Annotated in this window: 12 protein-coding genes; 7 read left to right on the top strand and 5 right to left on the bottom strand. The window is 70.6% G+C overall.

Annotation, left to right across the window (positions count from 1 at the left end):
• Positions 1-5: 5 nt before the first annotated feature.
• The 5 genes from cobU to ACI6GS_RS20035 all read left to right on the top strand — a co-directional run bounded on the left by cobU (position 6) and on the right by ACI6GS_RS20035 (position 7,480).
• Positions 6-542 carry a bifunctional adenosylcobinamide kinase/adenosylcobinamide-phosphate guanylyltransferase gene (cobU, locus tag ACI6GS_RS20055; protein ID WP_439815238.1) on the top strand — a complete coding sequence of 179 codons (537 nt, stop codon included), beginning with the start codon at positions 6-8 and terminating at the stop codon, positions 540-542.
• Positions 539-1,546 carry a threonine-phosphate decarboxylase CobD gene (gene cobD / locus ACI6GS_RS20050; protein ID WP_439815237.1) on the top strand — a complete coding sequence of 336 codons (1,008 nt, stop codon included), beginning with the start codon at positions 539-541 and terminating at the stop codon, positions 1,544-1,546. The genes cobU and cobD overlap by 4 nt, the downstream gene beginning before the upstream one ends.
• Before the next feature lie 36 nt (positions 1,547-1,582).
• Positions 1,583-5,266 carry a cobaltochelatase subunit CobN gene (gene cobN / locus ACI6GS_RS20045; protein ID WP_439815236.1) on the top strand — a complete coding sequence of 1,228 codons (3,684 nt, stop codon included), beginning with the start codon at positions 1,583-1,585 and terminating at the stop codon, positions 5,264-5,266.
• Entirely contained in the window at positions 5,263-5,886 is a 624-nt protein-coding gene (gene cobO, locus ACI6GS_RS20040) for a cob(I)yrinic acid a,c-diamide adenosyltransferase (RefSeq protein WP_439815235.1), read from the top strand. The genes cobN and cobO overlap by 4 nt, the downstream gene beginning before the upstream one ends.
• Positions 5,887-6,010: 124 nt before the next feature.
• Positions 6,011-7,480 (top strand): cobyric acid synthase, encoded by a 1,470-nt coding sequence (locus tag ACI6GS_RS20035; RefSeq protein WP_439815234.1) that lies wholly within the window; start codon positions 6,011-6,013, stop codon positions 7,478-7,480.
• 158 nt (positions 7,481-7,638) lie between these two features.
• Here the strand turns inward: ACI6GS_RS20035 and ACI6GS_RS20030 are convergent, their stop codons facing one another.
• Positions 7,639-7,827: a hypothetical protein gene (locus tag ACI6GS_RS20030; protein ID WP_439815233.1), complete on the bottom strand. Its 189-nt coding sequence runs from the start codon at positions 7,825-7,827 to the stop codon at positions 7,639-7,641.
• A 10-nt stretch (positions 7,828-7,837) separates the two neighbouring features.
• Positions 7,838-8,314 carry a YaiI/YqxD family protein gene (locus ACI6GS_RS20025; RefSeq protein WP_439815232.1) on the bottom strand — a complete coding sequence of 159 codons (477 nt, stop codon included), beginning with the start codon at positions 8,312-8,314 and terminating at the stop codon, positions 7,838-7,840.
• A gap of 192 nt (positions 8,315-8,506) precedes the next feature.
• Here ACI6GS_RS20025 and ACI6GS_RS20020 point away from each other — a divergent pair, with 192 nt between their 5' ends.
• Both ACI6GS_RS20020 and ACI6GS_RS20015 read left to right on the top strand, forming a co-directional pair.
• Positions 8,507-9,874 carry an LLM class flavin-dependent oxidoreductase gene (locus ACI6GS_RS20020; RefSeq protein ID WP_439815231.1) on the top strand — a complete coding sequence of 456 codons (1,368 nt, stop codon included), beginning with the start codon at positions 8,507-8,509 and terminating at the stop codon, positions 9,872-9,874.
• Positions 9,875-9,987: 113 nt separating this feature from the next.
• Positions 9,988-11,163, top strand: a complete 1,176-nt coding sequence (locus ACI6GS_RS20015; RefSeq protein WP_439815230.1) for an MFS transporter — start codon at positions 9,988-9,990, stop codon at positions 11,161-11,163.
• A gap of 4 nt (positions 11,164-11,167) precedes the next feature.
• Here ACI6GS_RS20015 and ACI6GS_RS20010 read toward each other — a convergent pair whose 3' ends face one another.
• From ACI6GS_RS20010 to ACI6GS_RS20000, 3 genes are read right to left on the bottom strand one after another with little or no spacing between them, the layout of a single operon-like run.
• Positions 11,168-12,715, bottom strand: a complete 1,548-nt coding sequence (locus tag ACI6GS_RS20010; RefSeq protein ID WP_439815229.1) for a sensor histidine kinase — start codon at positions 12,713-12,715, stop codon at positions 11,168-11,170.
• A 19-nt stretch (positions 12,716-12,734) separates the two neighbouring features.
• Positions 12,735-13,487: a response regulator transcription factor gene (locus ACI6GS_RS20005; protein WP_439815228.1), complete on the bottom strand. Its 753-nt coding sequence runs from the start codon at positions 13,485-13,487 to the stop codon at positions 12,735-12,737.
• On the bottom strand, positions 13,474-14,022 hold the full coding sequence (locus ACI6GS_RS20000; RefSeq protein WP_439815227.1) for a hypothetical protein: 549 nt from the start codon (positions 14,020-14,022) through the stop codon (positions 13,474-13,476). The genes ACI6GS_RS20005 and ACI6GS_RS20000 overlap by 14 nt, the downstream gene beginning before the upstream one ends.
• Positions 14,023-14,250 lie beyond the last annotated feature (228 nt).

Raw genomic sequence — 14,250 nt, 5'->3', positions numbered from 1 at the left:
CGACCATGGCTGACGTTCGACCGGGAGCCGGCGCCATCGTCCTGTTGCTGGGCGGTGCGCGGTCGGGCAAGAGCCGGCGCGGGCAGATCCTGGCCGAGAGCATGGGCCCGCGGCGCCTCTACCTGGCCACGGCGGAAGCCCGTGACGGCGAGATGACGACCCGAATCGCCCACCATCAGGCAGAGCGCGGCGTCGGCTGGACCACGATCGAGGAGCCGCTGGACCTGGCCGGGGCGATTGCTGCCGCGGACCCCGAACCGCCGCTGCTGGTCGACTGCCTGACCCTGTGGCTGTCCAACATGATGGAGCGGGAGCGCGACGTCCCGGCGGCGATGACGGCCGCGCTGGCGGCGGCGCGGGCGCGCACCGGTGCGGTCCTGTTCGTATCGAACGAGCTGGGCTTCGGCCTGGTACCGGACAATGCCCTGGGGCGGGCCTTTCGCGACGCGCAGGGGCGCCTGAACCAGCAGGTCGCGCAGGCAGCCGACCATGTCGAGCTTGTCGTCGCGGGCCTGCCCCTGGTCCTGAAGGCGGCCTCGTGAGCGGAGCGACGGTGGAGCATGGCGGCGACCTGCCGGACGTCATTTTGGCTGATGCCGGGGACTGGCTGGACCTGTCCACGGGAATCAATCCCTGGCCCTATCCGGTGGGGGCCATCGCGCGGACGTCGTGGACGCGACTGCCGGGCCGCGTGCTGGTCGGCACGACCGTGCAGGCGGCGGCGCAGGCGTTCCGCGTGCCCGATCCCGCCTGCATCGCCCTGGGGCCGGGGTCGCAGGCGCTGATCCACCTTCTGCCCGGCCTGTTCCCCCATTTGCCCGCGCGGGTGCTGGCGCCATGCTATTCCGGCTATGCCCAGGCCTTCCACGCGGCGGGGCGGCCGCTGGCGGTGGCGGCAGACCTGGCCAGTGCTGTCGCCCAGGGTCGCCTGGTCCTGGTGGCCAATCCTAACAATCCCGATGGTCGCCAGCTGGCTGCCGGCGCCCTGGCCGCTGCCGCCCGCAGTCTGGCGGAGACCGGCGGCGTACTGGTCGTGGACGAGGCCTTTGCCGACCTGGACGAGGGGCAATCGCTGGGGCGTTGCGTCGGTGTCCCGGGCCTCGTCGTGCTGCGCTCGTTCGGGAAGTTCTATGGCCTGGCGGGCCTGCGCCTGGGGGCGCTGCTGGCGCCGCAGGCGGTGGCGGCTGCGGCGACCGAGCGGCTGGGACCCTGGGCCGTGGCGGGGCCGGCGCTGGAGGTGGGCGCGCGCGCCTGGTCCGATGCGGACTGGCAGGCGGCGACGCGTCGTCGGCTGGCGGCCGGGGCCGCGCGGCTTGACCGCGTTCTGGCGGCGACGGGCCTGCGCATCGTGGGCGGCACCGCACTCTATCGCCTGGCGGAGCACCCACAGGCGCATGCGATTGCCGAACGCCTGGCAGCGCAGCACGTTTTCGTGCGCCGCTTCACCGACTGGCCGACCTGGCTGCGCTTCGGCCTGCCGCCCAGCGGGGCGGCGGAGCGCCGGCTGAAGGCGGCCCTGCTTGACGCTGTCCCACCCGGTGCCTAGAGACGGGCGGGTGATGAGCCGACCGCGACACCCCTGATGCACCTGCTGGCCGTCCAGGCGGGTGCCATCGACGACGGCAGTGCCGCGGTCGACCTGGGGCAGAGCCCGGGCGACATCGTCGTGCTGTCGGCGGCCGATTCGGACCTGACCTGCCTGGCATTCGCCGCGGCCGACCTGCCGCCCGACTTTCCGACGATCCGGCTGGCCAATTTCCTGAAGCTGCAGCACCCCTATTCGGTCGATCTCTATGTCGAGCAGGTCGTGGCGAAGGCCAGGCTGGTGGTCCTGCGCCTGCTGGGCGGGCGCAACTACTGGTCCTATGGCCTGGCCGAGGTTGCGCGGACCTGTCGGGAGCAGGGCATCCTGCTGGCGGTGATCCCCGGCGATGACGGGCTGGAGGCGGACATGATCGCCGGCTCTACCGTGCCGGTGGCGGTTGCGGAGCGCATGCTGGCCTTCCTGCGCCAGGGGGGCCGCGCCAATGCGCGCAACTTCCTGCTCCATGCCGCCGACCTGATCGGCCGGCCTGCGGCAGAGGCGTGGCGCGCACCGCAGCCGGTGCTGGACGCCGGCCTGTACCTGCCGGCGCAGGCCGAGGCAACGCTGGAGGAGGTGCGGGCGACCTGGGCCGAAGGTGCCCCCGTGGCCTGGGTGATCTTCTATCGTGCGCTGCTGTCGGCGGGCACGACAGAGGCGGTGGACGCCCTGGTCCAGGGCCTGCGCGATGCCGGGCTGAACCCCCTGGCGCTGCATGTGCGCAGCCTGAAGGACCCGTTCGCGCAAGGCCTGCTGCGCGACCTGATGGGACGGGCCGCCCCGGACATCGTCCTGAACGCGACCAGCTTCGCGACCGCGTCGCCGGGCACCGATGCGCCGGGCGTGCTGGACGCGGCGGACTGCCCGGTGCTGCAGGTCGTCTTTGCCGCGTCGGGCGAGGCGGCGTGGGAGGCGGATGCCCGCGGCCTGTCGGCGCGCGACCTGGCGATGAACGTCGCCCTGCCGGAGGTTGATGGCCGCCTGGTCACCCGCGCCATCGCCTTCAAGGCGGAGGCCCGCTTCGATACGCGGACAGAGGTTGCGGTCGTTGCACCCCGCGTGCGGCCGGACCGGGTCGCCTTCGTCGCCCAACTGGCGGCCGGCTGGGCTGACTTGCGCCGGACCCCGGCGGCGCAGCGGCGGGCCGCCCTGGTGCTGGCCAACTATCCCAACCGGGATGCGCGCCTGGGCAATGGCGTGGGCCTGGATACACCGGCCAGCACAGCCGCCATCCTGGCGGCCCTGGCGGCCGAGGGCTGGCAGGTGGATGGCGCGCCCGCCGACGGGGCGGCGCTGGTGGCGCAGCTGCTGGCGGGACCCACCAATGCCGCCGGTCCGCGCCAGGGGGGACAGGTCCTGCCGCTGGCCGACTATGCCAGGACCCTTGCGGGCCTGCCCCAGGCGCTGCGGGAGGCGCTGGCCGCGCGTTGGGGCACGCCGGAGCAGGATCCGTTCTTCGACCCGGCGGTGCAGGGCTTTCGCCTGGGGATCCATGTCCTGGGCCATGTCGTGGTCGGGGTGCAGCCGGCGCGCGGCTACAACATTGACCCCAAGGCGACCTATCACGATCCGGCTTTGGTCCCGCCGCATGGCTATGTCGCCTTCTATGCCTGGCTGCGGCAGGTGTTCGGGGCGCAGGCGATCGTTCATGTGGGCAAGCACGGCAATGTCGAATGGCTGCCGGGCAAGGCGCTGGCTTTGTCCGCCGCCTGCTGGCCGGAAGCGGTGCTGGGGCCGCTGCCGCAGCTTTATCCCTTCATCGTCAACGATCCGGGGGAGGGGACGCAGGCCAAGCGCCGCATCGGTGCGGCAATCGTCGACCACCTGACGCCGCCGCTGACGCGGGCCGAATCCTATGGTCCCCTGCGCGCGCTGGAGGCGCTGGTGGACGAATACTACCTGGCGGCCGGCATGGACCCGCGCCGGCTGGAGCGCCTGAGGGTCGAGATCCTGGACCTGGCGCGGGGGCAGGGGCTGGACGTCGATGGCGGGCTGGACAGCGGCGATGCCGAGACCGACCTGGCGCGGCTGGACGCCTATCTCTGCGACCTAAAGGAAATGCAGATCCGCGACGGCCTGCACGTCTTCACGCAGAGTCCGGCGGGGCGGCAGCGGACGGACCTTCTGGTGGCGCTGGCCCGCCTGCCGCGCCGGACCGGGCAGGGGGCCGATGCGTCGCTGATCCGGGCCTTGGCTGCGGACCTGGGATTTGCCGGGTTCGACCCCCTGGATTGTCCGATGGCCGCGGGCTGGACCGGTACCCGGCCGGCGGCGCTGGCCGGCGTGACCGACGATCCCTGGCGCAGTGCGGGCGATACGGTGGAGCGGCTGGAACTGCTGGCTGCCCGCCTTGTCGAGGGCACGGTTGGGGCGGATCCGGCCTGGACCGCGACGGCCGCGGTGTTGGCAGGCATTGCGGGTGACTTGGGTCCGCGCGTCGACCGCTGTGGCGGCGCGGAACGGGCGGGCCTGCTGGCGGGGTTGGCCGGGCGCTTCGTGGCGCCGGGGGCGTCGGGCGCGCCGACGCGGGGACGGCCAGAGGTGCTGCCCACGGGGCGCAACTTCTATTCGGTCGATACCCGCGCCGTGCCCACGCCCACCGCCTGGGCGCTGGGCTGGGCGTCGGCGCAATTGCTGGTCGACGAGCATTTCCAGCGCGAGGGCGCCTATCCCCGCGCCATCGCCCTGTCGGCCTGGGGCACCGCCAACATGCGCACCGGCGGCGACGACATTGCGCAAGCGCTGGCCCTGATGGGCGTACGGCCGACCTGGGACTGGGGAACGGGCCGCGTGACCGGGTTCGAGGTCCTGCCCCTGGTCGAACTGGGGCGACCGCGGGTGGACGTGACGATCCGCATATCCGGCTTCTTCCGCGATGCCTTTCCCGACCAGATCAACCTGCTCGACTCGGCGGCACGCGCCGTGATGGCGCTGGACGAGGATGCGGCGGACAACCCCCTGGCGGGCCGGGATGGTGCGCGGGTCTATGGCGCGAAGCCCGGTGCCTATGGCGCTGGCCTGCAGGCCCTGATCGACGAGCGCATCTGGCAGACCCAGGGCGACCTGGCCGAGGCGTTCCTGACATGGGGCGCATACGCCTATGGCCAGGGGCGGGAGGGGGAGGCCGATCGCGCCGGGCTTGAGGCGCGCTTGGGCGCCGTCGACGCCATCGTCCAGAACCAGGACAATCGCGAGCACGACCTGCTCGATTCCGACGACTACTACCAGTTCGAGGGCGGGCTGGCCGCCGCGGCGACCGCACTGACGGGGACGCGGCCCGCGATCTATCACAACGACCATTCCAGGCCCGAGCGCCCGGTGATCCGCACGCTGGAGGCGGAAATCGGTCGCGTCGTGCGCGCCCGCATGGTCAACCCCAAGTGGCTGGAGGGCGTCATGCGCCACGGCTACAAGGGCGCGTTCGAGATGGCGGCATCCGTCGATTACCTGTTCGCCTTTGCGGCGACGACGGGGGCGGTCGCCAACCATCATTTCGACCTGGTCCATGCCGCCTATCTTGAGGATGAGGCGGTGCGTGCCTTCCTGGCGCAGACCAATCCCCATGCCCTGGCCGACATCGCCGCCCGCCTGGACGAGGCGGTGCAGCGCGGCCTGTGGCGGCCCCGCAGCAACAGCGCCGGCGAGCTTCTGGCTCGCCTGAGCGTCAAGGAGGAGCGAGCATGACCACGGGGCTGGAAACGGACGACGAGCTGAACGCGCGCCATGCCGAGAAGATGCGCAAGAAGCAGGCCGTGCGCGACCGCATCATGGCGGCCAAGACAATCGAGAAGGGCCTGCTGATCGTCCATACCGGCAAGGGTAAGGGCAAGACGACGGCGGCGCTTGGCATGGTCTGCCGCGCCATCGGCCACGGCCAGCGCGTCGGCATCGTCCAGTTCGTGAAGGGCGCCATGACGACGGGGGAGAAGGCGGTCTTCGACGCCTTTCCCGAGCAGGTCACGATGAAGGCGATGGGCGAGGGGTTCACCTGGAACACGCAGAACCGCGCCCGCGACATCGAACTGGCCCGCGCCGCGTGGGAGGAGGTCAAGCGCCTGATCGCCGACCCTGCGGTCAACATGGTCCTGTGCGACGAGCTGAACGTCGTGCTGCGCTATGACTACTTGCCGCTGGACGAGGTGTTGGAGGTGCTCACCACGCGCGATCCGGCCAAGCACGTCATCGTCACCGGCCGCAATGCGGCGCCTGAGATGATCGAGGCGGCCGACCTGGTGACCGAGATGGAGATGGTCAAGCACCCCTTCCGCAGCGGCGTGAAGGCCCAACCCGGCATCGAGTTCTGAGCGTGTCCTCTCCTCCCGCTCATCCCCGCGAAGGCGGGGATCCAGAGCAACAGGCGCTGCGCTTGCGGCCCCTGGATCCCCGCCTGCGCGGGGATGAGCGGTGTGTTGTGTGCGCGGTCATGCCATGACCCCGGCAATCATGGTGCAGGGGACGGGGTCGGACGTCGGCAAGTCGCTGATCGTCGCCGGCCTGTGCCGGGTCTTTGTCCGCCGCGGTCTGGCTGTGCGGCCCTTCAAGCCGCAGAATATGTCCAACAATGCCGCCGTCACCGCCGATGGGGGCGAGATCGGGCGGGCCCAGGCGCTGCAGGCGCGGGCCTGCCGGGTGCCGCTCTCCGTCCACATGAACCCCGTCCTGCTGAAGCCGGAGACGGACGTCGGCGCCCAGGTGATCGTTCAGGGGCGGCGCGTCGGCACGTTCAAGGCCCGCGCTTTCCAGGGCGAGAAGCCGAAGCTGATGGCCCCGGTCCTGGAGAGTTTCGCGCACCTGTGTGCCCAGGCGGACCTGGTGGTGGTCGAAGGCGCAGGGTCGGCCAGCGAGATCAACCTGCGCAGCCACGACATTGCCAACATGGGCTTTGCGGAAGCTGCCGACGTGCCGGTGATCCTGGTCGGCGACATCGACCGTGGCGGCGTGATCGCGGCCATCGTCGGCACGCAGGTCCTGCTGCCACCGGCGGAGGCGGCGCGGATCAAGGGCTTCGTCATCAACCGCTTTCGCGGCGATCCCCGCCTGTTCGACACGGCCCTGGTCGATATCGCGGCGCGCACCGGCTGGCCCGCGCTGGGGGTGGTGCCATTTCTGCCTGACGCCGCCTCGCTTCCGGCCGAGGATGCCGTGGTGCTGGAGCGGCCCCAGGCGGCGGGGGAAGGGACCCTGCGCATCGCGGTGCCGGTCCTGTCGCGCATTGCCAACCATGACGATTTCGACCCCCTGCGGCTGGAGCCGGGCGTTGACCTGGTCATGGTGCGGCCGGGCGAGGTGCTGCCCGCCAATGCCGACCTGGTGATCCTGCCGGGCAGCAAGTCGACGATCGGCGACCTGCGCTTCCTGCGCGCGCAAGGCTGGGACATCGATCTTCTGGCCCATTGGCGGCGCGGCGGGCGGGTGCTGGGGATCTGCGGCGGCTACCAGATGCTGGGCCGGACCATCGCCGACCCCGACGGGATCGAGGGACCGCCGGAGACGGTGCAGGGGCTGGGCCTGCTCGACGTCGAGACGGTCATGGGCGGCACAAAGACCCTGGTGGAGGTGACTGGCCGCCACCGCGTCAGCGGGACAATGGTGCGCGGCTACGAGATGCACATGGGCCGCACGACAGGAGCCGACACGGCGCGCCCGCTGCTGGATCTCAGCGCCGGTCCCGATGGTGCAATCAGCGCCGACGGGCGGGTGGCGGGCACCTATGTCCACGGCCTGTTTGCCGGCGACGCGTTCCGTGCGGCACAGCTCCAGGCCCTGGGCCGGGCAGCCCGCGCCGTGCAGGACTACGAGGCCGTCGTCGACGCCGCCCTGGACTGTCTGGCCGACCACCTGGAACGACACCTGGACTGCGACGCGATCCTGGCGTTTGCCAGGGCACGCGGAGCCTGAGCGGCCGGAATCGTCGCGAAGATGCTTCGAGACGCCGCTTTGCGGCTCCTCAGCATGACGCTGTTGTTTTTGCTACTGAATTCACAAACGTCGTCATCCTGAGGAGCGCGAGACGCGCGCGTCTCGAAGGATGTGGGCGCGACCGCAACGCCTGCGCCTCAACCCTTCATCAGGCGGAGCAGGGCGATGTGGTCGGCCAGGGCTGCCGCCATTAGTTCCTTGTCCGCCTTGATCCGCGCCTTCATGTGGCCGGTCTTGGCGGCGTAGCGGTCGACGGCGCGGGCGATCTCCTTGGGGCTCAGCTTGACCGGGCGTTCGATGCCGGTGGGGGTGCGGGAGCGGTTCAAGGTTGAATCCTCAAGGATGGCCGGCGCGGCGCAGGCGGGTGATCGCCTGATCCAGCGCGCCCAGGAAAGCGGAGCGGTCGCGGGGGGAGAAGGGGCGGGGGCCGCCTGTGATCTCGCCGCTGGTACGGAGCTGGTCCATCAGGTTGCGCGTGGCCAGCGCCATGCCGATCGAATTGGGTGTGAAGGGCTTGCCATTGGGGGCAAGGACCGCGGCCCCCGCCTTGACCGCGCGGGAGGCAAGCGGCACGTCGGCCGTGACCACGATGGTCCCGGGGCGGCTGTGCTCGGCGATCCAGTCGTCGGCCGCATCCAGGGTGTCGGCCACGACGACCAGGCGCACGCGCGCATCCCGCGGCACGGCGATCACCGCGTTGGCGACGACGACCGCGGGCACGCCCGTGCGTTCGGAAACGCGGTACACTTCCGCCTTGACCGGGCAGGCATCGCCGTCGACCAGGATCTCGACCGGTTCCAGTTTGTGGTCCATGGCAGCGTTCTAGCGCGCGGAAGCCCTTGAGTCTGCGGTCAATGCGCGCTCATCGGGGGTTTGCCGCAGCGTGGTTTGAAAGTTCCTTGTTGCGTTGCACCTTGTGCAGTGCCGCATACTTGACCCGGGCCTAGGCGGTCCCGCTTTATCGTTTCAGCCGGTATCGGCTCAAGGTCATGAAGGACGTTGCGCATGTCATCGCGAGAAATGCACCTGATCGCCTTCCTGATTACCGGCCCGACCTGCCATCACCATGGCGCCTGGCGCCATCCGGAAGCCGAGAACCGCTTCCTGGATCCGGTCTGGTGGGAGACGCTGGCCCAGACGCTGGAGAAGGGGAAATTCGACGCCTTCTTCTTTGCCGACATCCTGTCGATCCCCAACCGCACGCTGATCGAGCGTGGCGGCCAGATTGCCCTTCTGGACCCCGTGCCGCTGATCGCCAACATGGCCCGGGCGACCAGGCACCTGGGCCTGGGGGTCACGATCTCCACCAGCTTCGTGCCGCCCTATTCCCTGGCGCGACAGCTGGCGACGCTGGACATCCTGTCGGGTGGGCGCGTCGCCTGGAACATCGTCACCTCAGCTTCCACGCGCGAGGCGGAGAACATGGGCTTTGACCAGCTCCCCGCCAAGAACGCGCGCTATGACCGCGCGGACGAGGTGGTCGAGGCCTGCATCCAGATGTGGGAAGGCTGGGACCATGACGCGATGGTCATGGACAAGGAGAGCGGCATCTTTGCCGACATGTCCAAGATCCGGAACGTCAACTATGAAGGGCAGTGGATCAAGACCAAGGGCATCCCGACCACGCCGCGCAGCCCCCAGGGCAAGCCGATCCTGATGCAGGCGGGCTCCTCCGAGCGGGGCCGCCAGTTCGCCGCGCGCTGGGCCGAACTGGTCTTCACCCTGATGCACTCGATCCCCGACATGCAGGAATTCTACCAGGACCTGAAGGGCCGCATGGCCGACCTGGGCCGCGCGCCGGAGGAATGCGCGATCCTGACTTCGGTCGATCCGATCATCGGCGAGACGGAGGAGATCGCGCGCGAGAAGCAGGCCTATGTGAACAGCCTGGTGGACGAGGAAGTGGGCATCGCCCTGATCTCCGCCCATACCGGCATCGACCTGTCGGGCTTTGCCCGCGACAAGCCGCTGGCCCTGCACGAGCTGGACGCCGGCTCGCGCGGATCGATGGATGTCATCATGCAGGGCGTGTCGAAGGAGAACCTGACCCTGGGCGAGGCGGCAAAGCGGTTTGCCACCAGCGAACTCTGCCCTCAGGTCGTCGGTACGCCGGAACAGGTGGCCGACCAGTTGCAGGAAATGTTCGAGGCCAAGGGCTGCGACGGCTTCATCCTGACGCCGACCCTGATGCCCGGCATGTTCGAGCAGTTCGCCCGTTCGGTCGTGCCGATCCTGCAGAAGCGCGGCCTGTTCCGGACGGAGTATCCCGGCACCACGCTGCGTGAGACGCTGCTGGGCCGGTCGCTGAAGCCGGGCGCGCCCGAATTCGCACGCGCCGGCTTCCGCCCCCGCGTCGTCGGCGGCCGGTCCTAGGGGCCGGCTCCGCCCTGCGCCAGGCGCGGGGCGGTGTTGCGGGGCAGGGGCTGCCTGCGGTGGCGCGGCAGGGCCAGAGTGTGGCCCCCGTCGCCGTTGGAGCCGCCGCGCACATGACCGTGTCCAACCCGATGCCGCGCGGCCTGGTGCTGCTGATGGCGGTGACCTGCGGGGCGGCGGTCGGCAACAATTACTTGGCGCAGCCGCTGATCAACGTGATCGCGGCCGATTTCCAGGTGGGCGTGGCGGCGATTGCCGGCGTCGCGATGGCGACGCAGCTGGGCTATGCCGCGGGCCTGTTCCTGTTCGGGCCCCTGGGCGACCGGTTCGAGCGCAAGCGGGTGATCCTGGTCCTGTGCGGCCTGCTGGTCGCCAGCCTGGTCCTGGTCGCGGCGTCGCCCAGCCTGCCGCTGCTGGCAATTGCCAGCTTCGGCATGGGCCTGTTCGCGACGCTGGCGCAACAGGTCGTCCCCTTTGCAGCGCATCTGGCGCCCGATGCGCGGCGCGGCCAAGTCGTGGGCACGGTCATGAGCGGCCTGTTGCTGGGCATCCTGGTCGCGCGCTTCGCTGCCGGGTTCCTGGGCGATGCCTTTGGCTGGCGGGCGGTCTATGGGCTGAGTGCGGTCCTGATGAGCGTGCTGGGCCTGGTCCTGTGGCGGGCCCTGCCAAGGGCCGAGGCCATGACGCACGAGCCCTATCCCGCCCTGCTGCGCTCCACCCTGGATCTGGGGCGCCGGCACCGGGACCTGCGCTTTGCCGCGTTCAATGGCGCCTGCCTGTTCGCGGCCTTCGCCATTTTCTGGGTCGACCTGACGCCGCATTTGGCCGACCTGGGCATGGGGCCTCAGGTGGCCGGCGCCTTTGGCCTGATCGGTGCCGTGGGGGCGTTGGGCGCACCCCTGGCCGGTCGCATGGCGGACAAGGGCGGACCCGACCGGGTTCTCAGCCTTGGCATCGCGCTGCTGGTCGCGGGCTATGTCGTGGTGGCCCTGGCGCCGCACAGCCTGGTCGCGCTGATCGTGGGTACGATCGTGCTGGACCTTGGCATCCAGGTGGCGCTGATCGGCAACCAGTCGCGCATCTTTGCCCTGGATCCCGCGGCACGCAGCCGGATCAACGCGTTCTTCATGACGATCTACTTCGCCGGCGGGGCGAGCGGCTCCCTGATCGCGGGGCTGGTCTGGGAGCCCTGGGGCTGGACCGGCGCGGTGGCGGCCGGCTTGGCCGCGGCGGTCGGCGCCGGGCTGATCCACCTGGCGGGACGGCGCTCGGCGGCCGCGTCTGCCTGAACCCTCAGCCGGCCAATGGCAGGCGGACGCTGATGACCAGGCCGCCGCCATCGCGCGGGGTCGCGGCGACGGTACCGCCCATCGCCTCCACATTGCGGCGGACCAGCCACAGGCCCATGCCCTGGTGCGTGGTGCCGGGCTGGGCGGTCGGCACCATGCCGGGCCGCTCGGAATAATAGCGCTCGAAGATCCGTTCCAGCTTTTCGGGGGCCACCCCTGGCCCCCGGTCCATCACCTGGAGCACGGCCTGCGCCCCGTCGCGGGCCAGGACCACGTCGACCTGTGCCTCCGCCGGGGAGAAGCTGATCGCATTGTCGATCAGGTTCTCCATCACGATCTCGATCAGCTCGCCGCCACCCCGGATCTTCAGGCCCGGAGCGATCTGCCCGGCGACCGCGACCTCGCCCTCGCCACCATAGGACGCGACGATCCTCTCCACCTGTTCCGACAGGGCAATCTGCTCCCGCGGCGGGTCCAGGACCGCGGCATTGGCGCGCTCCAGCTGTCGGGTCGAGGCAACCAGCGCGTCGAGCCGCTGCAGGCTGGCGCCGATCGCGGTCAGCGCGCGGGTCAGGCGCTCGTCCCCCACCGCGCGGCGGCGCACCGGCTCCAGGGCCTGCTGGATGATGGCCAGCGGCGTCTTGAAGGCGTGCGCCGTCTCCTCCGCCGTCTGGCGCAGCGTGTCGGCGGAGGCCCGTAATTGTGCCACCATGCGGTCGAACTCGCGGGCGACGCCGTCCAGTTCGGGCATGGCGTTGTCGGACACGAACTGCACGCCCGGCTCGCGCCGCTGCACCGCGCGGGCCTGCCGGCCAAAGCGCTGCAGGCTGCGATAGAGTTCGAACAGCACGCCCAGGCTGATCAGGGCCAGCAGGCCATAGGTCACCGCCGCGATGCGCACCTCGTAGGACTGCCAGAAGGGCTGTTCCAGGCCAGCCACCCGCTGCCCGTTCTGCGCCAGGACGACGCCCCAGCAGCCTGCATCGGTCCGGACCGGCGTGATCGAGGTGACGAGCTCGCTGGAATCGCCGCGCGTCACGCGCATCGAAAGCGAGATGGAGCGCGAACAGCTTTCCCCCATCCGGTTCAGCACGCCCGACTCGATCAGCAGGGCGCGCTCGGCCGCCAGGTCCTCGGGCGGGATGGCCGGCGCCGCCGCCACATAGAAGAAGCCGCTGCCCGCGCTGCCCTGCAGGTCGGCTGGCCGGAACAGCAGCTTGATGCTCACCGCCTCGGTCTGGTAGCGCGCAAGGTCGGTCTGCAGGCTGGGATAGGGCGCGCCGTCGCCCCTCTGCGTCAGGGGCTGGATCGCCGCGGCCAGGATCGTCCCCATCTCGCGGAGGGTGTTCTGCAGCAGTTCGCGGCGCGATCCCTCGGCCCGCTCGAACACGCCATAGAGCACAACCGGCACCAGGATGAAGACGACAAGCAGCAGCGTGATGCGGAACCACAGCGACCGCAGCACGCGGCGAAAGCGCCCGATCGGTGGCCCGGGCGCCGGCCCGGCGGGGTCCGGTGCCGCCGCAGCGGGTGCACCGGGAAGGGCGGTCACGGACATTGGGCCAGCGGGCTCAACGCGGGGGATGCGGCAGCCAGCGATAGCCGAAGCCGGCATAGGTGTCGATGCGGTCGAAGCCGTCGTCCAGTTCCTTGAACTTGGCCCGGATGCGCTTGATCATTGCCCGCACATTGGCGCGGTAGCCGTCCTCGCCACTGCCGGCGCGGAAGTTCTCGCCCCGCACGGCGTCATACAGTTCGCGGAACGTGACGTCGCCGCCATTGCGCTCGACCATCAGGCGCACAACGCGGAACTCGCTCAGGGTCAGCGGCACTTCCTGCCCGCGCCAGAAGGCGCGGCCGCTGGCCACGTCCAGGCGGATCCCCTCGTCCGTGGCGATCGGTTGGGGCTTGGCCTCCCCCCCGCTGGCCGCGGCCTGGCGCACGCGGTCCAGGCTCAGCCGGATGCGCTTCAGGATCACGCCCAGGCTGCGGTTCTTTTCCACGAAGTCGACGGCCCCGCGGTCGAGCGCCGCTTCCTCGTAGAGCGGATCGGCGAGCGAGGTCAGGAAGATCACGGGAAGGTCCGGCAGCCGGGCTCGGATCGCCTTCAGCGCCGACAGGCCGTCCATGCCCGGCATGCGCCAGTCCAGCAGGATCAGGTCATAGCGGTGCCCGTCCAGCAGGGACAGCGCCGCCGCCCCGTCGGACGCGCAGGTCACGCGATAGCCTTCGTCCTCCAGGTTGCCGGACAGGGTGTCCGCGAACAGGGAATCGTCGTCGACGAGCAGCAGGTGCTCGTCGGCCCCGGGCTCAGGACTGGCCATGGTTGGCCGCCAGGCGCGAGAGGCATTCGTCGACGGCGCCCGGCTGGGGCCGCCCCTGGGCCAGCCTGGCGTGGACCACCCGGAACTGATTCCGGGCAACGTCGAGGTAGAGATAGAAGTTCACGGCGCACTCACCATTGCCATAGCGCCAGACCTGGGCCGGCGGTTCTTCGCTGCGACGCTCGGGCTCGCCGAACGCACGCAGCAGCGCGGGCGTGTCGAGGCCCACGGGGTTGATTCGAGGGGGTGGCTTCAGCGCGGCCTGGACCTCCACCCGCGGTGGCGCCTGCGTGGGGGCGGAGGCAGGGGGCGGCGCCTCGGCGGGCGCTGCCGCCGCCTGGGTCGTAGCCGGACGTGGCGGCGGCACATCGGCCGGCCGGGGCCGTGGCAGCGGTGGCACCGTCCGCGCGGTGACGACGGGCAGGTCGCTGGCGGGCGCGCGGGCGGTCATGGGAGGCGGGGCGGGCACCGGCGGTTCGGCGGAGAGCTGGGTGGCGCAGGCGCCCAGCAGCAGAGCAAGGCCCAGCACAGCCATCGGTGCCAGCGCCTTCCCGATGGAAACGCCACGCGCATTCCCCTGCACGAACTGTGTCTGCGACCCCGACCGACCCATGATCTCCCGCGCCTTCGCCCACGAGTGCCAGTCCTGCCAGCTCGGCAGTCACGAACCCGTGTTCGCCCGGGTCTGAATCTACAGGGGGCGGGGCGCCCGGGGAAGGCATTCCCGGCATGCCCTGACACCGTTCAGGTAATCCGCTGGTTC

This window comes from Zavarzinia sp. CC-PAN008, assembly GCF_051903925.1.
GTDB lineage: Bacteria > Pseudomonadota > Alphaproteobacteria > Zavarziniales > Zavarziniaceae.
This window is presented reverse-complemented; position numbering and strand designations above follow the sequence as displayed.

What these genes read in the sequence shown, in the direction of transcription:
- ACI6GS_RS20000 (WP_439815227.1), bottom strand. Translation starts at nt 14,022, where the DNA reads ATGGCTGTGCTGGGCCTTGCTCTGCTGCTGGGCGCCTGCGCCACCCAG.
- ACI6GS_RS20015 (WP_439815230.1), top strand. Translation starts at nt 9,988, where the DNA reads ATGACCGTGTCCAACCCGATGCCGCGCGGCCTGGTGCTGCTGATGGCG.
- cobU (WP_439815238.1), top strand. Translation starts at nt 6, where the DNA reads ATGGCTGACGTTCGACCGGGAGCCGGCGCCATCGTCCTGTTGCTGGGC.
- ACI6GS_RS20035 (WP_439815234.1), top strand. Translation starts at nt 6,011, where the DNA reads ATGACCCCGGCAATCATGGTGCAGGGGACGGGGTCGGACGTCGGCAAG.
- ACI6GS_RS20025 (WP_439815232.1), bottom strand. Translation starts at nt 8,314, where the DNA reads ATGGACCACAAACTGGAACCGGTCGAGATCCTGGTCGACGGCGATGCC.
- cobO (WP_439815235.1), top strand. Translation starts at nt 5,263, where the DNA reads ATGACCACGGGGCTGGAAACGGACGACGAGCTGAACGCGCGCCATGCC.
- ACI6GS_RS20005 (WP_439815228.1), bottom strand. Translation starts at nt 13,487, where the DNA reads ATGGCCAGTCCTGAGCCCGGGGCCGACGAGCACCTGCTGCTCGTCGAC.
- cobN (WP_439815236.1), top strand. Translation starts at nt 1,583, where the DNA reads ATGCACCTGCTGGCCGTCCAGGCGGGTGCCATCGACGACGGCAGTGCC.
- ACI6GS_RS20020 (WP_439815231.1), top strand. Translation starts at nt 8,507, where the DNA reads ATGTCATCGCGAGAAATGCACCTGATCGCCTTCCTGATTACCGGCCCG.